Raw genomic sequence first — 21974 nt, 5'->3', positions numbered from 1 at the left:
GTCCGGCCGAGGGGGCGAATGACGCACGACGTCTTCATCAGCCATTCGTCGCAGGACCGCGCGGTCGGCGACGCCGCCTGCGCGGCGCTCGAGCGGGCCGGCCACACATGCTGGATCGCGCCCCGCGATATCATGCCCGGCGAGGATTATGGCGAGGCGATCGTCGACGGCATCCGCGCCAGCCGCATCTTCCTGCTCGTCGTCTCCGCCCACAGCGTCACCTCGCCCCAGGTCCGCCGCGAGACCGAGCGCGCCGCCAATGCCGGCATCCCGATCATCCCGTTCCGGATCGAGGACGTGCTGCCGTCCAAGAGCCTCGAATTCTTCATCAGCTCGGCCCACTGGCTCGACGCGATCTCGCGCCCGATGGAGCCGCATTACGATTATCTGGTGAAGGTCGTCGGCCGCCTGCTCGCCGAGGCGGAGGGCAAGACCATCCCGCCGCTGCCGTTGCGTGCCGCCGCGGCGCCCGTCGCGCCAGCGGCCCCCGCGCGCGGTCTGCGGGCGAAGCCGGCGATCGCCATGACCGCGATCGTCGCCGGCGCGCTCGTCGCCGGTGTCGCGCTCTGGCGCCGCGACGCGCCGGCCGAGCCCGCCGGGAAGAACGCGGTCACCGACGTCTCCCGCAGCATCTTCACCCGCCGGGCGACGACCAAGGATCCCGACAAGCCGGTCCGGCTGCGGTCGGCGCCGGCCGCTGACGGGCCGGTGATCGCCGTGATCGGCACCGACGACGTGTTCCGCGTCGCGCCGCGCCAGGGGAATTGGTGGCCGGCCCAGCTCGCCAACGGCACCCAGGGCTATGTCCATGCCGAATGGATCAACGTCATCGACGCGGACGGCACGCCGCCCTCGTCACCGGGCAACCAGCAGCAGCCGGTGGGGGCGCCGCCGGCGCAAGCGGAGACCAACAAGCAATGAGTGGCACTGACGACCGCGCCCAGATCGGCGCGGCGGTGGACGAGATGTACGCGATGATCTCCGGCCCCGCCGGCCCGCGCGACTGGTCGCGCCAGGCGAACGCCTTCCACCCCGACGCGCGCCAGATCCGCACCTGGATCGGCGCGGACGGCAAAGTGGCGTTCAAGGCGATGGGCCTCGCCGATTATGCCGCCGACACCACCCCCTTCTTCGCCGCCAATCCGTTCTTCGAGGTCGAGATCGGCCGGCGGATCGACCTGTTCGGCAACATCGCCCACGTCTGGAGCGCCTATGAAGCGCGCGCCGCGCTCGACGACACGAAGCCCGAGCGCCGCGGCATCAACTCGATCCAGCTGTTCAAGGACCCCGAACGCGGCTGGCGGATCATGTCCATGATCTGGGACAATGAGCGCGCCGGCCTTGAGCTGCCCGCTTTCTAGATCCTCCCTGAGCTTGCTCGGGGAGGGAGACCATGCGCGGCATGGTGGAGGGGCTCGCCTCCGGCGGATCGATCGCGCGAAGTGAAACGGTCGCCGTCTCCCCCAGAGACGGCTGCGCAGTGCGGGGCACTGCGCACAGTTTCAGCGCCCCGCGCTGTTTCCCGATGCACGATCGATGGTCGGGGCGACTGGATTCGAACCAGCGACCCCCACACCCCCAGTGTGATGCGCTACCAGGCTGCGCTACGCCCCGACCAGGGCCGGGCATCTAGGCGCGCCTCCCGACCAAGGCAAGGTTGACTTGGCCCACGGTCGCAGCAAGTTGCGCAACGAAACGGATCACGGAGACCGAGATGGACGAGCAGGCGCGCCGGGCCTTCGAGCAATTGAGCGGCCTGGAGCTGCTCCGCGCGATGATCGCCGGCCGCGGCCCCGCGCCGTCGATCAGCAGGACGCTCGGTTTCCGCCTTGTCGAGGTCGAGCGCGGCCGCGCCGTCTTCGAAGGCACGCCCGGCCCGCACGTCCTCAATCCGCTTGGCTTCGTCCACGGCGGCTATGCGCTGACCCTGATCGACAGCGCCGCGGGTTGCGCCGTCCACACCGAGCTCGACGCGGGCGTTGGCTACACAACCGTCGAGACCAAGGTGAACTTCACCCGCCCGGTACCGAAGGACGGCTCGATCGTCCGCTGCGAAGGCCGGGTCCTCAGCCGCGGCCGCCAGATCGCCACCGCCGATGCCTTCCTCCGCGACGCGAACGGCAAGCTGCTAGCCCACGGCACCTCGACCCTGATCATCCTCGGCAAGCCTTCCGCTCCGTGAGTCATCCCGGCGGAAGCCGGGACCCATGAACACCGGAGCGCGAGGAGAGGCGGCAATCTCCCCATCCCATGCAGGAATGCCTGCGTGCATGGATCCCGGCTTCCGCCGGGATGACTCTGATAGGGGCGACCGTCACTCCCCCATCACGGTCTGCAGGAACGTCGCCTCATAGGCCTTGATGCTGATTTCCCGGATATCGGCGCCGGCCAGCGGCGCCATCAGCTCGGGGATGCGCGCCGAATGGGCGTCAAGCGCCGCAGAGTCGCGCCACATCTCGGTGATGTGGATCAGGTTCGGGTCATCGAGATCGAGGCCATAGGCATAATGCTCGCAGCCCTCCTCGGCCCGCGACGAGCGGATGTTGTTCGCAAGCACGTCCTTGAGCCGCTCCACCTCGCCCTCGCCGAAACGCACCTGTCCGGTCACGATGATCATCCGTCCGCCCTCCCCTTCCTTGCCTTGGCATCTGGTCGTCCCCATGATAGGCGCCTCGCGCTTTTCAGGCGAGCGCCGGATCGGCGCTTCCTCTTCCCAGGTAGGACCGAATGTTCGCATCCCCAGCCTATGCCGCGACCGGCGGCGCCGCATCCGGAGGAGCCGCCAGCTTCTTCGTGCAGATCTTCCCGCTCGTCCTCATCTTCATCATCTTCTATTTCCTGCTGATCCGGCCGCAGCAGCGCCGGATCAAGGATCATCAGCGGATGGTCGCCGACGTGAAGATGCGCGACACCGCGATCACTTCGGGCGGCCTGATCGGCAAGGTGACCAGGGTCGACGAGCATGAGATCGAGCTCGAGGTCGCGCAGGGCGTCAAGGTCCGGGTGGTGAAGTCGATGCTGAGCGACGTGCGCCCGCACGGCGCCAAGGCGGCCAACGACCAGGCCTGACCCGGGATGCTGAACTTCCCCCGCTGGAAGGTGTGGAGCATCACCCTCACCTGCCTGATCTGCATTCTGCTCGCGATCCCGAGCATGATGCCGGAGGCCGAGCGCAACCGCGTCTTCCCCTCCTGGATCGCCGCGATCCACATCAATCTCGGCCTCGATCTCGCCGGCGGCAGCCATTTGCTGCTCGAGGCGGAGACCGGCGATCTCGCCCGCCAGCGGCTGGAGGCAATGGAGGATCTGATGCGGCGCGAGATGCGCACCGCCGGCATTCGCATCGAGGGCCTCACGACCCAGAACGGCCAGCTCGCCTTCCGCGTCTCCGATCCCGACCAGCTCGGCGAGGCGCGCGCCGTCGCCGCCCGCCAGACCCAGCCGGTCGGCTTCGGCGCCCAGCCCGACTGGACCATCTCGGCCGACAACGGCCAGGTCACAATGCGCCCGACCGAGGCCGGCCTTGAGAACGCGATCTCCTCGGCGATGGAGGTCGCCCGCGACGTCATCGACCGGCGGATCAACTCGCTCGGCACGCTGGAGCCGACGATCATCCAGCAGGGCCAGAGCCGGATCGTCGTCCAGGTTCCCGGCGTCCAGGATCCGGAGGCGCTCAAGCGGCTGATCGGCCGCACCGCCCGCCTCGAGTTCCGGATGGTCGACCAGACCGCGACGCCCGAGATGCTGCAAGCCGGCCAGGCGCCGGTCGGCAGAGTCATCCTGCCCACGGCCGAGGGCGGCCGGATCGCCGTCCAGCGGCGGGCGATGATCTCGGGCGACCAAATCGCCGACGCCCGCCAGGACTTCGATCAGCAAGACAACACGCCCAATGTCGTGATCAGCTTCGATGCGGCCGGCGGCCGCCGCTTCGCCCGGGTGACGCAGGAGAATGTCGGCCGTCCGTTCGCGATCATCCTCGACAATGTGGTGATTTCCTACCCCGTGATCCGCGAGCCGATCCTCGGCGGCCAGGCGACCATCTCCGGCGGCGGCTTTACCGTCCAGACCGCGAACGAGCTGGCCATTTCATTGCGCTCGGGCCGCATCCCGGTCGAGCTGCGCGTCATCGAGGAGCGCACCGTCGGCCCCGATCTCGGCGCCGATTCGATCCGCCTCGGCGTCATCGCATCGATCGCCGCGACGCTCGCGGTGATCCTGTTCATGCTGATCACCTACGGCCGCTTCGGCGTCTACACGACGATCGGCCTGATCGTGAATGCGCTGATGATCCTCGGCGTCATGGCCTTCTTCAACACCACTTTGACCCTGCCCGGCATCGCCGGCTTCGTGCTGACGATCGGCGCCGCGGTCGACGCCAACGTGCTGATCAACGAGCGCATCCGCGAGGAGCAACGCAGGGGCAAGAAGCTCCTCGATGCGCTCGAATCGGGTTACGTCGAGGCCCAGACCGCGATCCTCGACGCCAACATCACCAACGTCATCGCCGCGGTCCTGATGTTCTATTTCGGATCGGGCCCGATCCGCGGCTTCGCGGTCGTCCTGATGATCGGCATCGTCACCTCGGTGTTCACCGCCGTGAACCTCACCCGGATGCTGGTCGCCCTCTGGGTCCGCCGCGCGCGGCCCAAAGAACTGCATATATGAGCCGCTCCATTTTCTTTTTCGTCACCCCAGCGAAAGCTGGGGTCCATGCGGAGTCTGTATGGATTCCAGCTTTCGCTGGAATGACGGGTTCAGCGGGAGACATCGAATGCGCCTGCTAAAGCTCGTCCCGGACAACACCAACATCGATTTCATGAAGTGGCGTAACCTCGCCCTCATCCTGTCGATCATCGTGACCGCGGCGGCGATCGCCCTGGTCTTCACCCGCGGGCTGAACTGGGGTGTCGATTTCGAGGGCGGTCAGAGCGTGCGCATTACCTTCCAGCAGCCGCCCAATCTCGACCAGCTGCGCGACCGGGTGAACGCGCTCGGCCATGGCGACGCGAGCCTGCAGGAATTCGGCTCGCCCAACGTGATCGCGATCCGCATGCCGCTGCCGGAGGGCGGCGAGGCGGCCGCGGCCCAGGCCGCGAGCCAGGTGCGTGAGACGATCACCCAGGCCTATCCCGGCGCCCGCTTCGACGCGGTTGAGACCGTTTCCGGCAAGGTTTCGGAGGAATTCTGGTCCTCGGGTCGATGGGCCATCATTCTCGCCATGCTCGGCATCGCCATCTTCATCTGGATCCGTTTCGAGTGGCAGTTCGGCGTCGGCGCGCTTGTCACCCTGTTCCACGATGTCTGGATGACCCTGGGCTTCCTGTCGGTCACCCGGATTCAATTCGATCTGAACGTCATCGCCGCGATCCTCACCATCGTCGGCTATTCGCTGAACGACACCGTCGTCATCTACGATCGCATCCGCGAGAATCTGCGCAAATACCGCAAAATGGGGATCGTGCCGCTGCTCAATCTCTCATTGAACGAGACGCTGTCGCGGACGATGGTGACCTCGCTCTCAATCCTGCTCGCGCTCGGCATGCTGCTGCTGTTCGGGCCGGACGTGATCTTCGGCCTGACGATCGCGATCTTCGTCGGCATCTTCGTCGGCACCTACTCGTCGATCTATATCTCGTCGCCGGTCTTGGTCTGGCTGGGCGTCACGTCGGACAGTTTCCGGCCCAAGGATCCGGTCAGCCGCGCCGCGCGCGGACCGCGCAACGAGACCGACGGCGCCCAGGTCTAGCGGCGCACCAGCCCGCTGAGGTGCGCGAACAGGGCGTCGCGATTGGCGTCCCAGCTGAACCGCGCCGCCTTGGCCCGCACGACCTCCTGATCCGGCGGTTCGGCAAGAAGCTCCGCCACCGCCGCGGCGATCGCCGCAGGCTCGCGCGGGACGAGCCGGCCGGCCTCGGGTCGGTCGATCACGTCCGGCGCGCCGCCGACATCGGTCGTCACCACCGGCGTCCCGCAGGCGAGCGATTCCACCCAGACATTGGCCAGCCCCTCGCTGGCCGAGGGCAGCACCGTCACGTCCGCCGCTGCGAGCAGCGCTGGCAGCTCCTCATGCGGCCTGACTCCCAGGAAGCGCACCCGCCCCGCCACGTCGGCCTCGGCGGCGCGGCGCTCGAGCGCGGCCCGGTCCGGCCCGTCGCCGACCAGCATCAACGTCGCTTCGGGCAATGACGCCAGCGCCCCGATCGCCAGCTTCTGCCCCTTGCGCGCGATCAGATGGCCCGCGCTGACGAGCAGCGGACCGGAGACGCCCAGCGCCGCCTTGGCCGCCGCCCGGTCGAGCGGCCTGAATCGCTCGAGATCGACCCCGGTATGATGCACCCTGATCTTCTCGGCCGGCATGCCGATCGCAACCATGTCGGCCTTCAGTGCCGCGCTCACCGCCAGCAACCCGTCCGCCGCCCGGCCAGCCGCGACGATCTGCTCGCCGATACCCGGCTGCATGGTCCAATGATGGATGTCCGCCCCGCGCGCCTTGATCGACACCGGCACGCCCAGCGCCGCGCCGAGCCGCACCGCCGCCGGCCCGTCCGGCCAGAAGAATTCGGCGTCGATCACGTCGAAGGGGAAGCGCTCGCGAATGCGGCGAAGCACGGGGAGCAAAGCATCGGCCATCCGCCGCGCCGCGCCGCTGCCGCCGATCCCGGGCCAGACCCGGAAGCGCGGCCGGTGGACGGTCAGGTCCTTCCAGGTCTCGCGCTCCGGCAGGGCCGCAAGGGGCGCATAATGCGGGTGAAGCGACAGCGGCCAGACCGGCAGGCCCACCGCCGAGACCACCTCCAGCTCCACATCCTCCCGCGCCGCCAGGCCCCGACTCTGCCGCTCGACGAACAGGCCGAGCGTCGGCTGCTGCTGATGCGGGAACAGGGTCGACAGGGTGAGCACGCGCAGCATTCCCGCGCCCATAGCAGCCAAAGCTTCCGCGTGCGAAACGGCGTGTTAAACCGCCGTTCAGCAGCATCCCGCTCCAGTTCACCAAGGCCGCTTGGCCTTGCCCCAACGCTCCGCTAAGAAGCCCGCCATGCCGAAATTTCACCGTTCGCTCGCGCTTGTCGCCATCGTCGCCGCCGCCCTCCCGCTTGCCGGCTGCGGCACCTTGGGGACCCGCAACCGCGGCGACACCCGCTACGTCGCGCGCGACGTCAACACGCTCTACAATGCCGGCTTCCAGCGGCTGCAGCAGCGCAACTATGCCCAGGCGGCCTTGATCTTCGATGAGGTCGAGCGCCAGCATCCCTATTCGGTCTGGGCGCGCCGCGCGCAGCTGATGAGCGCCTTTTCCTATTATGCCGCCGGCGATCACACCAAGTCGATCGATTCGGCCCGCCGCTTCCTGTCGATCCATCCCGGCAATCGCGATGCGCCTTATGCGCTCTATCTGGTCGCGCTCAATTATTACGAGCAGATCCGCGACGTGACCCGCGATCAGAACATCACCCGCCAGGCGCTCGACGCGCTGGGCGAGGTGATCCGCCGCTATCCCAACTCGCCTTATGCCGACGATGCCCGGCTCAAGGTCGATCTGGTCCGCGACCATCTCGCCGGCAAGGAGATGGAGATCGGCCGTTTCTACCAGCGCCGCGGCGAATGGCTCGCCTCGACGATGCGCTTCCGCCGGGTGATCGACGATTATCAGACCACCAGCCACGCGCCCGAGGCGCTGATGCGCTTGACCGAATCCTATCTCGCGCTCGGCGTCCCGGCCGAGGCCCGGCGCTCGGCGGCGGTGCTCAGCGCCAATTATCCGAACACCGACTGGTACCGGCGCGCCTACGACCTCATCCAGCGCCACGCCCCCAACATCACGCCGGACACGCCAGCGCCGACGCCCGCTCAGCCGACCACGCCGAGCGGCGGGAGCCGTTAGGCCCCGCGTGACCTCCGCATGCTGACCGCGCTCGCCATCCGCGACGTGGTGCTGATCGAATCGCTCGACATGGATTTCTCATCCGGCCTCGGCGTGCTGACCGGCGAGACCGGGGCGGGCAAGTCGATCCTGCTCGACGCGCTCGGCCTCGCCCTCGGCGCGCGCGCCGACAGCGCCCTGGTCCGCACGGACCAGCAGCAGGCGAGCGTCACGGCGACATTCGAAGCTCCACCGGATCATCCGGCGCGCGCCCTGCTTGACGAAAATGGCCTCGAATCGGAACCCGGCGAGCCTCTCCTCGTCCGCCGCATCGTCCGCGCCGACGGCGGCAGCCGCGCCTTCGTCAACGACCAGCCCATCTCCGCCGGCCTGCTGCGCGAGCTGGGCGCGACCCTGGTCGAGATCCACGGCCAGCATGACGAGCGCGGTCTCCTGAACCCGCGCGGCCACCGCGCCCTGCTCGACGCCTACGGCCGCATCGACCTCGCCCCGCTCGCCGTCGCCTGGCGCGCGCTGACCGAAGCCGAGACCGCGCTCGCGACAGCCCGCGCCGCGCAGGAGACAGCCGCGAGCGACCGCGACTGGCTCGCCCACGCGGTCGAGGAGCTGCGCCGGCTCGCGCCAGAGCCCGGCGAGGAGGAAAAGCTCGCCACCTTGCGCGCCGCGATGCAGGCCGGCGCCCGCCTCGGCGACGAACTGGCGGCGGTCGATGCCCTGGTCCTCGGCTCCGAAGGCGCGCTCGCTTTGCTCCGCCAGGCCGCGCGCCGCCTCGATCGCATGGCCGGCGAGCACGCCGCCCTCGCCGAAGCGCTCGCCGCGCTCGACCGCGCCGTGATCGAGGCGGCGGAGGGCGAGGACGCGCTCGCCCGCGCCCGCTCCGCTCTGGCCTTCGATCCGGCCCGGCTCGACGAGGCCGAAACCCGGCTGTTCGACATCCGCGCCCTCGCCCGCAAGCATCGCGTCGAGCCCGACGCCCTCCCCGCCCTCGCCGACGAGCTGGCGGCGAAGCTCACGGCGATCGAGGATGGCGGCGCCCGCGTCGCGGCACTCGATTCCGCCTTCGCCGAAGCCCGCTTGGCTTATGAGGAAGCCGCCCTCGCCACCAGCGCCGCCCGCCGCGAGGCCGCCGCCCGTCTCGACGCCGCCGTCGCCGCCGAGCTCGCCCCGCTGAAGCTCGAAGCCGCCCGGTTCCGCACCGCCTTCGCCCCGGCGGAGCCCTCCGCCGCCGGCATCGACCGGGTCGAGTTCGAGGTCTCGACCAATCCCGGCGCCCCCTTCGGCCCGCTCACCCGCATCGCTTCGGGCGGCGAGCTCAGCCGCTTCGTCCTCGCGCTCAAGGTCGCGCTGCACGAGGAAGGCGGGCCCCGCACCCTGATCTTCGACGAGATCGACCGCGGCGTCGGCGGCGCCGTTGCCAGCGCGGTCGGCGAGCGCCTCCATCGCCTCGCCGCTTCCGGCCAGGTGATCGTCGTCACCCACTCGCCCCAGGTCGCCGCCCGCGGCGCCCGCCACCTGCTGATCGAGAAGAGCCATAACGGCCTCGTCACCCGCACCGGCGTCCACGCCCTCGACCCCGCCCGCCGCCGCGAGGAGATCGCGCGCATGCTGTCGGGCGCCCAGGTTACCGACGAAGCGCGGGCACAGGCGGAGCGCCTGCTGGAGGCGGCGTAAAAGCCCTCTCCCGTTGACGGGAGAGGGTTGGGTGAGGGTCTTCTTCTTGTTATCGCCCCATCATGGGCGTCGTCCGAAGAACGATTAGCAAATATGCCGCCCCTATGCGACGCGCTCCCACTGACGCGGAACAGGCACTCTGGCTTGCCTTGCGCGGCAGGCGATTGGCCGGCCTCAAGTTTCGCCGCCAGTGGACCCTTGGCCCATTCATCGCCGACTTCTGCTGCCTGGAGCAGCGCCTGATTGTGGAGGCGGATGGTGGGCAGCATGACGAGGCCGCTGACGCAGCGCGGACGGCCTGGCTAGAGCACAAACGATTTCGCGTGTTGCGGTTCTGGAATCATGATGTGCTCGGCAATCTCGAAGGCGTGCTTCAGGCGATACTGGAAACGCTGACTCAGCAAGACCCTCACCCTAACCCTCTCCCGCGAGCGGGAGAGGGAGAAATAGAGTCCGCCGCGGCTACCCCTTCTCCCGCCTGCGGGAGAGGGTTGGGATGAGGGTCTTCTTTTGTTGAACGAAGTCGAAGCCGCCGCCGAGCTGGAGCGCCTCGCGGCCGAGATCGCGCGCCACAACGCCCTCTACCACACCGAGGACGCGCCGGAGATTTCCGACGCCGAATATGACGCCCTCATTCGCCGCAATCGCGAGCTTGAGGCTGAATTCCCCCACCTGACCCGCGCCGACAGCCCGAGCCGCCAGGTCGGCGCCGCACCCGCCGGGCACCTCTCCAAGGTCCAGCACGCCCGGCCGATGCTGAGTCTCGACAACGCCTTCTCCGACGAGGAGGTCGCCGATTTCCTCGCGCGCGTCCGCCGCTTTCTCCGTCTCGCCGACGACGAGGAGATCGCCCTCACCGCCGAGCCCAAGATCGACGGCCTCTCCTGCGCCCTGCGCTACGAGAAAGGCCGCCTCGCCCTCGCCGCCACCCGCGGCGACGGCACCACCGGCGAGCTGGTCACCGCCAACGTCGCGACCATCCCCGACATCCCGCAAACCCTGTTCCCCGGCGAAGGCCGGGGCCCAGGCGGGCGGCAGCCCGTCCCCGACCTATTCGAGATCCGCGGCGAAATTTACATGGCCAAGGCGGACTTCGCCGCCCTCAACGCCCGCCTCCTCGCCGAAGCCGAGGACCCGGCGACCGCCCGCCAGTTCGCCAATCCCCGCAACGCCGCCGCAGGCTCGCTCCGCCAGAAAGACGCCGCCGTCACCGCGTCCCGCCCGCTCAAATTCTACGCCCATGGCTGGGGCGAGACCTCCGCCCTCCCCGCCGGCACCCAGGCCGGCGTCATGGCCGCCATCGCCGCCTGGGGCATCCCCATCGCCGCCGATCTCAAGCGCGTCACCACCCTCGACGCCGCCCTCGCCCATTATCGCGCCATCGAAGCCAAGCGCGCCGACCTGCCCTTCGACATCGACGGCGTCGTCTACAAGCTGGATCGCCTCGACTGGCAGGATCGGCTCGGCACGGTCGGCCGCGCCCCGCGCTGGGCGATCGCCCACAAATTCCCGGCCGAGAAGGCCGAGACCGAGCTCATCGCCATAGACATTCAGGTCGGCCGCACCGGCAAGCTCACTCCGGTCGCGCGCCTGAAGCCGGTCAATGTCGGCGGCGTTACCGTCACTAACGCGACGCTCCACAACAAGGACGAGATCGCCCGCCTGGGCGTCCGCCCCGGCGACCGCGTCCGCATCCAGCGCGCCGGCGACGTCATCCCGCAGGTGCTGGAAAACCTGACCCCCAACGAAAAGCGCCCCGCCTACGTCTTCCCCGATCATTGCCCGGAATGCGGCAGCGAGGCGGTGGCGGAGGAAGGCGAGGTCGACGTCCGCTGCACCGGCGGCCTGATCTGCCCCGCCCAGCGCTTCGAGCGCCTCCGCCATTTCGTCGGCCGCGCCGCGCTCGACATCGAGGGGCTGGGCGAAAAGAGCATCGCCGAATTCCTCTCGCTCGGCTGGCTCGACGAGCCGGCGGACATCTTCCGCCTCCACCATCACCGCGACGAGCTGATCGGCCGCGAGGGCTGGCAGGCCAAGTCGGTCGAAGCCCTGTTCGCGGCGATCGAGGCGAAGCGCGCGCCGGACGCGGCCCGCCTCCTGTTCGGCCTGGGCATCCGCCATGTCGGCACAGTCACCGCCCGCGACCTGCTGAAGAGCTTCGTCACCCTGCCCCGCCTGCGCGAAATCGCCGTCGCCGCCCGCACCGGTGACACTGACGCGCTGGCCGACCTGACAAACATCGACGGCGTCGGCCCAACCGTCGTGGCGGCGCTCGGCGATTTCTTCCACGAGCCGCACAATATCGCTGCGTGGGACGATCTGTTGGCCGAGGTCACCCCGCCCCCCTTCGTCGTCGAAACGCGCCAATCCTCGGTCACCGGCAAGACCATCGTCTTCACCGGAAGCCTCGAAGCCATCTCCCGCGACGAGGCCAAGGCCCAGGCGGAGGCGCTCGGCGCCAAGGCCGCCGGCTCGGTCTCCGCGAAAACGGACCTCGTCGTCGCCGGCCCCGGCGCCGGCTCCAAACTCAAGAAAGCGGCCGAGCTTGGCATCGAGGTGATCGACGAAGCGGCGTGGCTCAAGATCGTCGCCGAGGCGGGTTAAGCCCGCCGGCCGTCGCCCCCGTCATGCTGAACTTGTTTCAGCATCCATTGCTCCATCCGCGGTGCGGACGAAAATGGACCCTGAAACAAGTTCAGGGTGACGTTCGGTATTCAAAGCCTTTCCTACATAGAACCATATCGGTTATCCAAGCTGGGAGAAGGAGCCGAATATGGATCAGAAACCCTTGGAACCCCGTCCCGATGGCCGGTACCGTGCCGTGCTCGGCATCATTGCCTTAATCGGCGGATTGGGCGGCCTCACCGGCCTATATTTCGTGTCAATCCCCGAACCCAACCGCGAGCCGCTCCTCCTCGCGCTCGGTCTCGTCTTGGGTTGGGGCTCGACCGTGATCGGCTACGAGTTCGGCTCCTCGCCCGCCGGCCGCCGCGCTGCTGAAGCGGGCGTCAGGCCCACCTCTTGGCAACCCTCAACTTCCTCAACTTTGTCAACTTCAGTCGCGCCCGCTTCGGCCGCCGGGATACTGTCGGAGTCGTCAGGTTGACCGGTCATTGCGGCGGCCCGGCGAGCGCACCATATCGCCCCCGGACCAAGGAGCGGGACATGGAAGTCTGGCACGGCACGACGATCATCGGCGTGCGCAAGAACGGCAGAGCGGTGATCGCCGGCGACGGGCAGGTGTCGCTGCAATCGACGGTGATCAAGCCCAATGCGCGCAAGGTCCGCCGGCTGGGCGGCGGCCCAAATGGCGGAAGCGTGATCGCGGGCTTCGCCGGCGCCACCGCCGATGCCTTCACTCCGTTCGAGCGGCTGGAGCGCAAGCTGGAGCAGCATAACGGCCAGCTGATGCGCGCCGCGGTCGAGCTCGCCAAGGATTGGCGGACCGACAAATATCTCCGCAACCTCGAGGCGATGATGATCGTCGCCGACAAGGACATCACCCTGATCCTCACCGGCAATGGCGACGTGCTGGAGCCCGCCGCCGGCGTCGCGGCGATCGGCTCGGGCGGCAATTTCGCCCTCGCCGCGGCCAGCGCCCTGTTCGACTATGAGGAGGACGCCGAGACGATCGCCCGCAAGGCGATGAAGATCGCCGCCGACATCTGCGTCTACACCAACGACCAGCTCACCGTGGAGACGATCGAGGGCGCGGCCTGACATTCCCGTCATTGCGAGCCGCGTAGCGGCGCGGCAATCCAGTCTGGATTGCTTCGCTGCGCTCGCAATGACAGCGGGCTCCAGGCCACCAACTTGCCGCTCCGCTGCCCCATGTGTTACACTGGTTTCAGGTCACGGGCGGCTGCTGCCGTCCGGAACGAGAAAATAAGAGACGTGTCGCATGCCGCAGCCAGCCGTACCGGCTCCGCAGGCGCCGGTTATCGATCCGGCCGAGACGGCAGCCCCCCTTCCCGCCAATGGCCAGATATTCCGGCGCGGCCCTTCCCGCCCGGCCTATGGCGCGATCGATCTCGGCACCAACAATTGCCGCCTCCTGATCGCGAGGCCAAGCGAGACCGACGGCTTCACCGTCGTCGACGCCTTCTCCCGCGTCGTCCGGATGGGCGAGGGCATGGCCAATTCGGGCAAGCTTTCCGAAACCTCGATGGACCGCGCCGTCGCCGCGCTCGCGGTCTGCGCCGAGAAGCTGAAGCGCCGCCACGTCACCCTCGCCCGCTCGGTCGCGACCGAGGCCTGCCGCCGCGCCGTCAACGGCCGCCATTTCGTCGAGCGGGTCAGGCGCGAAACCGGCATCTGCCTCGAGATCATCGCGCCGGAGGAAGAGGCCCGGCTCGCGATGCTCGGCTGCCACCGGCTGCTGGAGCCGGGCGACGGCCCGGCCTTGATCTTCGACATCGGCGGCGGCTCGACCGAGCTGGTGTTGATCGACACCGACGGCGGCGAGCCGCGGATCAAATGCTGGTGGAGCGCGCCCTGGGGCGTCTACTCCCTGACCGAGAGCGAGGGCCGCGATTTCGCCACCGCCGACGAGCGGCTCGCCGCTTATGGCCGGATGCGCGAGCGCGTGCGCCACGCCTTCCGCCGCTTCGTCGACCTGCTCCCGGCGAACAAGGACGACATCCGCCTGATGGGCACCAGCGGCACCGTCACCACCCTTGCCAGCGTCCATCTCGCGCTGCCGAGCTATGATCGGCGCGCGGTGGACGGGCTCAAGATGCCGACGGCGGCGATGCGTGGCATCGCCGAGATGATATCGCGCTTCAGCCATGAGGAGCGCGCCGCTCTGCCCTGCATCGGCCATGAGCGTGCCGACCTCGTCGTCGCCGGCTGCGCGATCCTCGAGGCGATCATGGACATCTGGCCGGCCAAGACGCTGGGCGTCGCTGATCGCGGCATTCGCGAAGGCATTCTCCGCTCCCTGATGACCCGCGACGGCCACCCGATATGAGCCGCGCCGCCAATGGGCTGCGGACGCGGGTCCGCACCGCCAAGGGCCGCAAGATCGGCTCGACCCGTTGGCTGGAGCGGCAGCTCAACGATCCCTATGTGAAGAAAGCCAAGGCCGAAGGCTATCGCAGCCGCGCCGCCTACAAGCTGATCGAGCTCGACGAGCGTTTCGGCTTCCTGAAGGGCGTCGAGCGGATCATCGATCTCGGCATCGCGCCGGGCGGCTGGACCCAGGTCGTGCGCCGGAGGCTGCCCAAGTCGGTGGTCGTCGGCATCGATCTCCTGCCGACCGATCCGATCGACGGCGCGACCATCCTCCGGCTCGATTTCATGGACGAGGCCGCCCCCGAGCAGCTCACGCAGGCGCTCGGCGGGCCGGCCGATCTCGTCCTTTCCGACATGGCCGCCAACACGGTCGGCCACCCCCAGACCGATCATCTCCGGACGATGGGGCTGGTCGAGGCGGCGCTCGACTTCGCTGGCGATGTGCTGAAGCCCGGCGGCGCCTTCGTTGCCAAGGTGCTCGCCGGCGGCGCCGACTCCGGCCTCGTCGCCGAGCTCAAGCGCCGCTTCGCCACCGTCAAGCACGCCAAGCCGCCGGCCAGCCGCAAGGGCTCGTCGGAATGGTATGTCGTGGCGCAGGGATTTAAGAGCTAGCTTCGCGCTCGCGTCTCGCGCGTCCGCCGGATCGCGTCGCGCAGCGCTTCATAGCCGACGGCGCCCTGCAGGACTTCGTCGCCGACGACGAAGGTCGGCGTGCCCTGCGCTTCGATCGTCCGTCCCATCTGGGCGTTGCGGGTCAGCTCGGACCGCATCTCCGCGCTGTCCGGCTCGGGCTGTACGCCCGCCTGCTGCGCCGCCTGTTGCAGCAGCGCCGCCGTCGGCCGGCCGAGCGCGAACATCTGTGTGTGGAACTCGCGGAACCGGCCCTGCCGCGCCGCCGCCAGGCTCATCCGCGCCGCCGCGTCGCTGTCCGGCCCGAGCACCGGATATTCGCGCCAGATCACCTTGAGCCGCGGATCCTCGCGCAGCAGCCGTTCCACGTCGGCGTTCGACTGCCGGCAATAGCCGCAGGCATAGTCGAAGAACTGGACGAGCACGACGTCGCCGTCCGCCGCGCCGGCCCAGGCGCCGTGAAACGGCGTCTCCAGCGCGGTGCGCTGCCCGCCGATCGCCCGCGCCGATTGTCGCGACCGGTGCCGCTCGACCGCCTCGAAGATGACCTCGCCATGATTGAGCAGATAGTCGCGCACGATCGCCTCGGTCGCCGCCCGGTCTGGCGAGGCGCCGGGCACAAGCTCACCGCGCCAGAGCAGTGCGCCCACGCCGCCGATCGCGACGCCGAGCAGGATCGCGAGCGCACCGCCGAGCCAGCTCCGTCGGCCGGAAGGCTCTTCCTCGCGCATCATTGGCCGGGCTGGCGCTGCTGGTCGCGGTTCGAGCGGCGGTTGCGCTGCACCGCCGCGCGCGCGGTCATCGCGATGTCCTGCGCCCGCAGCCAGTCGGGCGTTCCGACCTGCAGCCCCATCATCGCCTGCTCCGCATTGGGCAGCGCGAGCTGCGGCTGGTTGGTTAGGCTGTAGCGCTCCGCCGTTGCCAGCGCCGCGCGCGGCCGGTCGCCCTCGCGGTCGTAGACGATGCCGAGCTGATACCAGGCGAAGGGGTTGGAATTGTCGCGCTGCACGGCCACGCGCAGCACCCGTTTCGCCTCGGCGAAATTGGCCGGATCCTCGGTCGCGATCAGGGCATGGCCGAACAAGGCGGCGATCAGCGGCTGGTCCGGCGCGCGCTGCACCGCCTCGCGCAGCACCGTCAGCGCCTCTTGCGGATGCCCGGACTCGAGCTGGATCTGGCCGATCAGCTCCAGGAAATAAGGATCGTGCGGCTGGTCGCGCAACAGGCTCTGCGCCTCGGCGAGCGCCTCGTCCGGATGGGCGGTGCGATGATAGGCATAGGCCCGGGCGTAGCGCGCCGGCACCGACCGGTTGCTGGCCGGATAGAGGCTGAGCACCCGCTGCGGGTTGTCGACATAGCCGACCAGCTTGGCCCGCACCCGCTGGAAGCGCGCCTCCAGCGCCGGATCGGTCGGCCGGTTCCAGGCCGGATCATTCTCATAGGTGCCTTGCAGCCGGTCGATGCGCTCCGCGTTGAGCGGGTGGGTGCGCGCATAGCCATTGTCCTGCGGGATGTTCAGCCGGAACTCGAGATTGGCCAGTCGGCGGAAGAAAGCGAGGCTGCCGCGGCCACTGATCCCGGCGCGGGTCAGGTAGGTCGCGCCGGCCTGGTCGGCGCTGTTCTCCTGCACCCGGCTGAACGACAGGAACGTGCCCAATGCCGCCTGCTGGCCCGCCGCCATCGCCGCCATGCCGGCTTCTCCGGCCCCCGCCGCGATCGCCGCCGCGCCGAGCAGCAGCGACAGGATCATGATCCCTGTCGCCTGCCGCACGCCCTCCTGCATCCGGATGATGTGGCCGCCGGTGATATGGCCAAGCTCGTGGGCGATGACGCCTTGCACTTCGTTCGCATTCTCGGCCGACGTGAGCAGGCCCGAATGGAGATAGACGATCTGCCCGCCGGCGACGAAGGCGTTGATGTCGCGATCGTAGAGCAAAACGATACGGACATTGCCCGGCTGCAGCCCGGCCGCCTGGATCAGCGGGCGGGCGAGATCGTTGAGCAAGGCCTCGGTTTCGGCGTCGCGCAGGACCGACTGGGCGGCGGCGGGGCGGGCGAAGGCGAAGCCGGTCGCCGCGACGAGCATGACGAGCCGGACCAGCCACCAGCCGGCGCCCCGCTTCGTCCTGCCCGCCTCTGTCATCGCCGCTCTGTCTGCTCCGCTGCCTGAACCCCGAATGAAAACGCGATCAGGCGCCGAAGGTGCGCTGCCACCAGCCGCGCCTTGGTCCGCCGGCCGACTGGCCCGCTGCCGCGCCGTCGTCCCGCCGGGCCTCGGCCGTTTCGGCCGGCTCCGCCGCCTTCCGCTTGCCCCGCCGGCGCGGCGCCGGGCCACTGTCGTTGGCGGCCTCGGGCGCGGCTTCCCGCGCAGGCTCGGCCGGTTCGGCCGGAGCAGCCACGTCCGCCTCCGCTTCGGCCTTCTTGCGGCGGCCCCGCTTCGGCTTCACCGGTTCTTCGGCTTCAGGCTCGCTCGTCGCGACGGGCTCCGCGGGCTCGGCTTCTACTGCCGCCTCTGCAGCGCGGGCGCGCGGGCGACGGCGCGCCTTGCGGGCTGGAGCGACCTCGGCATTGCCGGCCGGGTCTGCCTGCGGCGGCTCCACAGCAGCCTCCTCGGCGGCCGGCTCGGCCTCGCCGTCCTCGGCCTCGTCGCCCTCCGTCCGCTCGCGCCGCCGGCCGCCACGGCGGCCACGCCGCCGGCGGCGTGGCCGGCGCCCGTCCCCGCGCTGCTCCTCGTCTTCCCGAGTGCCCGATTCGGCGCGCTCGTCCTCGCCGTCATCCTCGTCGAGCTCGATCGTCTCGACCGTCTCCTCCTCTTCCTCCTCGTCGTCGACGATCGGGGCGGGGGCGATACGCGGCCGCTCGACCGGCGGCGGGCCGGCGGAGTCGACCGCCATTCGCGCGCCCTCGAACTGCTCCTCGATCAGCACCTGGATCGCGACGCCGTAGCGCTGCTCGACCGCGACGATCTCGTCGCGCTTCCTGTTGAGCAGATAAACCGCCGCCTCGCGCCCCGCCCGCAGCGTGATCAGCGAGCCCCGGCCCCGCGCCGCTTCCTCTTCCAGCATCCGCAAGGCCGACAGCGCCGACGAGGACGCGGTCCGCATCAGCCCGGTGCCCTCGCAATGGGGGCAGGCATGGGTCGAGGCTTCCAGCACGCCGGTGCGCAGCCGCTGGCGGCTCATCTCCATCAGCCCGAACGAGCTGATCCGGCCGACCTGGATGCGGGCGCGGTCGTTCTTCAGCGCCTCCTTCATCGCCTTCTCGACCTTCCGGATATGGCCGTTCGATTCCATGTCGATGAAGTCGATGACGACGAGGCCCGCCATGTCGCGCAGGCGCAGCTGCCGGGCGATTTCGTGCGCCGCCTCGATATTGGTCGAATAGGCGGTCTGCTCGATATTGTGCTCGCGCGTCGAACGGCCGGAGTTGATGTCGATCGACACCAGCGCCTCGGTCGGATTGATGACCAGATAGCCGCCGGACTTCAGCTGCACGACCGGCTGGTACATCGCCGAAAGCTGGTCCTCCGCGCCATAACGCTGGAACAACGGCACCGCGTCCGCATAATGCTGCACCCGGCGGACGTGGCTCGGCATCAGCAGCTTCATGTAAGAGCGCGCCTGTCGGTAGCCCTCGTCGCCCTCGACGAAAATCTCGTCGATGTCGCGATTGTAAATGTCGCGGATCGCCCGCTTGATCAGGTCGTTGTCCTGATAGACCAAAGCCGGCGCCGAGCTTTTCAGCGTCGTGTCGCGAATCTCGTCCCAGAGCCGCGCGAGATAGTCGAAGTCGCGCTTGATCTCGGTCTTGGTGCGCTCGAGGCCGGCGGTGCGGACGATCAGTCCCATCGTCGACGGCAGCGCCAGATCGGCCATGACCTGCTTCAGCCGCTTTCGGTCGGCGCCGCTGGAAATCTTCCGGCTGATCCCGCCGCCATGGCTGGTGTTGGGCATCAGCACGCAATAGCGGCCGGCGAGGCTCAAATAGGTGGTGAGCGCCGCGCCCTTGTTGCCGCGCTCTTCCTTGACGACCTGGACCAGCAGCACCTGGCGGCGGCGGATCACGTCCTGGATCTTGTAGCGGCGGCGCAGGCTCTGGCGCTTGCGGCGCAGCGCGTCGGCCGCGCTCTCGTCCGCCCCGTTCTCCTCGGCGCGGGGCTCGCCCTCGGCGGCCGGCTCGGCCTCCTCGGCCTCCGGCATCTGGTGCGGATTGTCGTCCTCGGCCGACATCGGCGCGTCGTCCACCTCGGTGACGCCGCCGTCCGTATCATGCTCCTCATCGTCGAGCTCGGCCGCCCGCAGTGCCGCTTCCTCGGCGGCATGTTCGGCCTCCTCGCGGAGCAGCGCCTCGCGATCCTCCTTCGGGATCTGGTAGTAATCGGGATGAATTTCCGAGAAGGCCAGGAAGCCGTGGCGATTGCCGCCATAGTCGACGAACGCCGCCTGCAGCGACGGTTCGACCCTGGTTACCTTGGCGAGATAGATATTGCCCTTGAGCTGCTTGTGCTCGGCGGACTCGAAATCAAATTCCTCGATTCGATTTCCCTTGATCACGGCCACCCGGGTTTCTTCCTGGTGGCGCGCGTCGATCAGCATGCGCATGGTCATTGATGATACTCCGCGCGCGCGCCGCTGCATCGAGAGCCCCCCGGCGCGGGGGTTCGATTGTGGACGGCCGCGCGCGCCGGACGGCGCGCGGGTCATAAGTCCGGGTTGAAATGAAGATCGCGGTCGCCGCCATTCCCATGCCGATCATCCTGCGACCCGCTGACGGGTGCGTCGATCGAAGGGTGGAATGGGGCATGCGACGACAACCTGTACGGTCCGGGCGGCGACGCCCGGGAAAAATTCAAGATCGCGGCCTTGTCTGGCGGTTTCCAGCCGTTTCCGGCGCGATTGCGGCACGCTAGCACCGGCAGGACCCAGCGGCAACCGCCGCCGCCCCCTTGCAGAGCTTTTTGCTGGACCGGCGCGGCGCGGCGATTCATGCATGCGGCCATGAGGTGGGGCCGCGTCGCGCTCATTGCAATTCCATTGCTCGCTTTGGCGGCGCTGCTGGTGCTGGCGGGCCGGTCGCGCGAGGCCGATGGCGTCTCGATCCCGCTTCCTGCTCCCGCCGCCGGCGCCGAGGGTCCGCTGCCCCCGATCACGCCCGCGCGCGGTGAGAATCCGCCGCTCGTCGTGATCGACGCCGGTCATGGCGGCCGCGACCCCGGCGCCAGCTCCGCGCTCGGCGGCGAACCGGAGAGCCGGGTGACGCTGGCGCTCGCGGTGGCGATGCGCGACGCGCTGGTCGCGACCGGGCGCGTGCGCGTCGCCCTCACCCGGTCCGACGACACCTATATCGCGCTGGAGGACCGCTATGCGATCGCGCGGCGGCTGGGCGCGGACCTGTTCGTCTCGGTCCACGCCGACATCGCGCCCGCGAACGACCAGGCGCGCGGCGCCACCGTCTATACCCTGTCCGAGGTCGCGTCGGACCGCGAAGCGGCGGCATTGGCGGAGCGCGAGAACGAGGCGAACCGGCTCGGCCCGGCCCGGATGAGCGCCGATCCCAACGTCAACCTGATCCTGATCGACCTCGCCCAGCGCGAGAGCATGGAACGCGCGGCCGAGTTCGCGCGCCTGCTTCATCGCGAGGCGGAGCCCCTCGTCCCGTTCCGGCCGGTCTGGCATCGTTTCGCCGCCTTCATCGTGCTGAAGGCGCCGGACATTCCCTCGATCCTGTTCGAGGCCGGCTATCTTTCCAACCTTCAGGACGCGGCCGATCTCCAGTCGCCGGCCGGCCGGCAGCGCATCGCCGAAGGCATGCGCCGCGCCATCGAAGCCCATTTCGCACGGCGGTTCCTAACTCGCGGCGGCTGATCGGCCCGCATATCCCGAAGGCGCCGGTAAGCACTTCTTAAAGGCCTTGTCATGCAAAACGCCTTGGGAGCAAGTTGCGTGACTGCGGGGGCAAAGTAATGTTGGTTGGAGAGCGGGTCGTGGAAACCAGCTACTCTTTTTCGACCCGGGCGCCAGGACCGCCCGAACGGCGGACGCAGGAGCGCCACGTCAAGATCCTCCGCGTCGGCGTGTTCGTCGTCGAAGGACGGCGCGAGCTCTGTCTCATTCGCAACATCTCGGCCGGCGGCCTGATGGCCCATGTCTACAGCCCGGTGAAGGTCGGGCAGCAGGTCATCGTCGAGCTGAAGACGCACGAGAAGATTCCGGGCCGCATCGCCTGGGTGCGCGACAGCAATGCGGGTGTCGCCTTCGATATGCCGGTCGATATCGAGGCGCTGCTCGCCAATCCGGTGACGCTCGACAATGGCTGGCGCGCACGCAGCCCGCGGATCGAGGTCGATCGGGCAGCGACCATCCGCGTCGATGGCGTCCCGAACCTGGCGCGCATCCGCGACATCTCGCAGAGCGGCGCAAAGATCGAGACCGCCGCGAAGCTCGTTATCGACGGCGACGTCGTGATCACCCCCGAAGGCTTCCGTCCGATCGGCGCCGTCGCACGCTGGCAGGAAGGCGAGCGCGCCGGCATCGTCTTCAACGAGGTGATCAGGCTCAACGAGCTGATCGCCTGGATCAAGAGCGCCTAGCTGATCGAGAATCGGCGCTGCGAAGCTGCGATGGAGCGGGTGAAGGGAATCGAACCCTCGTCGTAAGCTTGGAAGGCTTCTGCTCTACCATTGAGCTACACCCGCATCTGTCGGCCCGATGCCACGGCCCCAGCGCTCCGGTCAACCGCCGACGCCATCCCATAGCAGCTTCGCTCCGGCGACGACCAT

Annotated in this window: 21 protein-coding genes and 2 tRNA genes; 16 read left to right on the top strand and 7 right to left on the bottom strand. The window is 68.9% G+C overall.

The window, feature by feature from the left end; genetic code table 11:
* The first annotated feature begins 18 nt into the window (after window positions 1-18).
* Both ACT4N3_RS06175 and ACT4N3_RS06170 read left to right on the top strand, forming a co-directional pair.
* Window positions 19-921, top strand: a complete 903-nt coding sequence (locus ACT4N3_RS06175; protein WP_444854334.1) for a TIR domain-containing protein — start codon at window positions 19-21, stop codon at window positions 919-921.
* Window positions 918-1361, top strand: coding sequence for a hypothetical protein (locus ACT4N3_RS06170; RefSeq protein ID WP_444854333.1), 444 nt, complete (start codon window positions 918-920; stop codon window positions 1359-1361). The genes ACT4N3_RS06175 and ACT4N3_RS06170 overlap by 4 nt, the downstream gene beginning before the upstream one ends.
* A gap of 176 nt (window positions 1362-1537) precedes the next feature.
* On the opposite strand, the gene ACT4N3_RS06165 is transcribed toward ACT4N3_RS06170, so the two are convergent.
* Window positions 1538-1614 (bottom strand) — tRNA-Pro (locus ACT4N3_RS06165).
* Window positions 1615-1714: 100 nt separating this feature from the next.
* On the opposite strand from ACT4N3_RS06165, the gene ACT4N3_RS06160 reads away from it, so the two are divergent.
* A complete protein-coding gene (locus ACT4N3_RS06160; RefSeq protein ID WP_444854332.1) occupies window positions 1715-2182 on the top strand; it encodes a PaaI family thioesterase in 468 nt (155 codons plus the stop codon).
* A gap of 132 nt (window positions 2183-2314) precedes the next feature.
* Here ACT4N3_RS06160 and ACT4N3_RS06155 read toward each other — a convergent pair whose 3' ends face one another.
* Complete coding sequence (locus ACT4N3_RS06155) at window positions 2315-2662, bottom strand: putative quinol monooxygenase (RefSeq protein ID WP_444854331.1); 348 nt, start codon at window positions 2660-2662, stop codon at window positions 2315-2317.
* Window positions 2663-2727: 65 nt separating this feature from the next.
* Here ACT4N3_RS06155 and yajC point away from each other — a divergent pair, with 65 nt between their 5' ends.
* From yajC to secF, 3 genes are all read left to right on the top strand, one after another.
* Window positions 2728-3069 (top strand): preprotein translocase subunit YajC, encoded by a 342-nt coding sequence (yajC, locus tag ACT4N3_RS06150; protein ID WP_444854330.1) that lies wholly within the window; start codon window positions 2728-2730, stop codon window positions 3067-3069.
* A gap of 6 nt (window positions 3070-3075) precedes the next feature.
* Window positions 3076-4665, top strand: a complete 1590-nt coding sequence (secD, locus tag ACT4N3_RS06145; protein ID WP_444854329.1) for a protein translocase subunit SecD — start codon at window positions 3076-3078, stop codon at window positions 4663-4665.
* A 106-nt stretch (window positions 4666-4771) separates the two neighbouring features.
* Window positions 4772-5746: a protein translocase subunit SecF gene (secF, locus tag ACT4N3_RS06140; protein ID WP_444854328.1), complete on the top strand. Its 975-nt coding sequence runs from the start codon at window positions 4772-4774 to the stop codon at window positions 5744-5746.
* Here the strand turns inward: secF and ACT4N3_RS06135 are convergent.
* Complete coding sequence (locus tag ACT4N3_RS06135; protein WP_444854327.1) at window positions 5743-6909, bottom strand: glycosyltransferase; 1167 nt, start codon at window positions 6907-6909, stop codon at window positions 5743-5745. The genes secF and ACT4N3_RS06135 overlap by 4 nt on opposite strands.
* Before the next feature lie 127 nt (window positions 6910-7036).
* Between ACT4N3_RS06135 and ACT4N3_RS06130 the strand changes: the two genes are divergently transcribed.
* The 8 genes from ACT4N3_RS06130 (at window position 7037) to ACT4N3_RS06095 (ending at window position 15178) form a co-directional block, all read left to right on the top strand.
* Entirely contained in the window at window positions 7037-7882 is an 846-nt protein-coding gene (locus ACT4N3_RS06130) for an outer membrane protein assembly factor BamD (RefSeq protein ID WP_444854326.1), read from the top strand.
* An 18-nt stretch (window positions 7883-7900) separates the two neighbouring features.
* Window positions 7901-9553 carry a DNA repair protein RecN gene (gene recN, locus ACT4N3_RS06125; RefSeq protein ID WP_444854325.1) on the top strand — a complete coding sequence of 551 codons (1653 nt, stop codon included), beginning with the start codon at window positions 7901-7903 and terminating at the stop codon, window positions 9551-9553.
* Window positions 9554-9615: 62 nt separating this feature from the next.
* Window positions 9616-10053: an endonuclease domain-containing protein gene (locus ACT4N3_RS06120; RefSeq protein ID WP_444854324.1), complete on the top strand. Its 438-nt coding sequence runs from the start codon at window positions 9616-9618 to the stop codon at window positions 10051-10053.
* A 13-nt stretch (window positions 10054-10066) separates the two neighbouring features.
* The gene (gene ligA, locus ACT4N3_RS06115; RefSeq protein WP_444854323.1) at window positions 10067-12157 is read left to right on the top strand and encodes an NAD-dependent DNA ligase LigA; all 2091 of its coding nucleotides are present in this window, start codon (window positions 10067-10069) and stop codon (window positions 12155-12157) included.
* Window positions 12158-12326: 169 nt separating this feature from the next.
* A complete protein-coding gene (locus ACT4N3_RS06110; RefSeq protein ID WP_444854322.1) occupies window positions 12327-12659 on the top strand; it encodes a hypothetical protein in 333 nt (110 codons plus the stop codon).
* A 59-nt stretch (window positions 12660-12718) separates the two neighbouring features.
* Window positions 12719-13273: an ATP-dependent protease subunit HslV gene (gene hslV / locus ACT4N3_RS06105; RefSeq protein ID WP_444854321.1), complete on the top strand. Its 555-nt coding sequence runs from the start codon at window positions 12719-12721 to the stop codon at window positions 13271-13273.
* 181 nt (window positions 13274-13454) lie between these two features.
* The gene (locus tag ACT4N3_RS06100) at window positions 13455-14522 is read left to right on the top strand and encodes a Ppx/GppA phosphatase family protein (protein ID WP_444854320.1); all 1068 of its coding nucleotides are present in this window, start codon (window positions 13455-13457) and stop codon (window positions 14520-14522) included.
* The gene (locus tag ACT4N3_RS06095) at window positions 14519-15178 is read left to right on the top strand and encodes an RlmE family RNA methyltransferase (protein WP_444854319.1); all 660 of its coding nucleotides are present in this window, start codon (window positions 14519-14521) and stop codon (window positions 15176-15178) included. The genes ACT4N3_RS06100 and ACT4N3_RS06095 overlap by 4 nt, the downstream gene beginning before the upstream one ends.
* On the opposite strand, the gene ACT4N3_RS06090 is transcribed toward ACT4N3_RS06095, so the two are convergent.
* The 3 genes from ACT4N3_RS06090 to ACT4N3_RS06080 are packed head-to-tail and all read right to left on the bottom strand — an operon-like array spanning window position 15175 to window position 19803.
* On the bottom strand, window positions 15175-15927 hold the full coding sequence (locus ACT4N3_RS06090; RefSeq protein WP_444854318.1) for a DsbA family protein: 753 nt from the start codon (window positions 15925-15927) through the stop codon (window positions 15175-15177). The genes ACT4N3_RS06095 and ACT4N3_RS06090 overlap by 4 nt on opposite strands.
* Complete coding sequence (locus ACT4N3_RS06085) at window positions 15927-17339, bottom strand: M48 family metalloprotease (RefSeq protein ID WP_444854317.1); 1413 nt, start codon at window positions 17337-17339, stop codon at window positions 15927-15929. The genes ACT4N3_RS06090 and ACT4N3_RS06085 overlap by 1 nt, the downstream gene beginning before the upstream one ends.
* 46 nt (window positions 17340-17385) lie before the next feature.
* Window positions 17386-19803: an Rne/Rng family ribonuclease gene (locus ACT4N3_RS06080; protein WP_444854316.1), complete on the bottom strand. Its 2418-nt coding sequence runs from the start codon at window positions 19801-19803 to the stop codon at window positions 17386-17388.
* A 390-nt stretch (window positions 19804-20193) separates the two neighbouring features.
* Between ACT4N3_RS06080 and ACT4N3_RS06075 the strand changes: the two genes are divergently transcribed.
* Window positions 20194-21060: an N-acetylmuramoyl-L-alanine amidase family protein gene (locus tag ACT4N3_RS06075; protein ID WP_444854315.1), complete on the top strand. Its 867-nt coding sequence runs from the start codon at window positions 20194-20196 to the stop codon at window positions 21058-21060.
* 119 nt (window positions 21061-21179) lie between these two features.
* Entirely contained in the window at window positions 21180-21785 is a 606-nt protein-coding gene (locus tag ACT4N3_RS06070; RefSeq protein ID WP_444854314.1) for a PilZ domain-containing protein, read from the top strand.
* 31 nt (window positions 21786-21816) lie between these two features.
* Here the strand turns inward: ACT4N3_RS06070 and ACT4N3_RS06065 are convergent.
* Window positions 21817-21890: transfer RNA gene (locus tag ACT4N3_RS06065), tRNA-Gly, on the bottom strand.
* Window positions 21891-21974 lie beyond the last annotated feature (84 nt).

It is taken from the genome of Sphingosinicella sp. (genome assembly GCF_052388015.1).
Classification (GTDB): domain Bacteria; phylum Pseudomonadota; class Alphaproteobacteria; order Sphingomonadales; family Sphingomonadaceae; genus Allosphingosinicella.
Note: the sequence above shows the minus strand (reverse complement) of the source record. Positions and strands in the feature narration are given on the sequence as shown.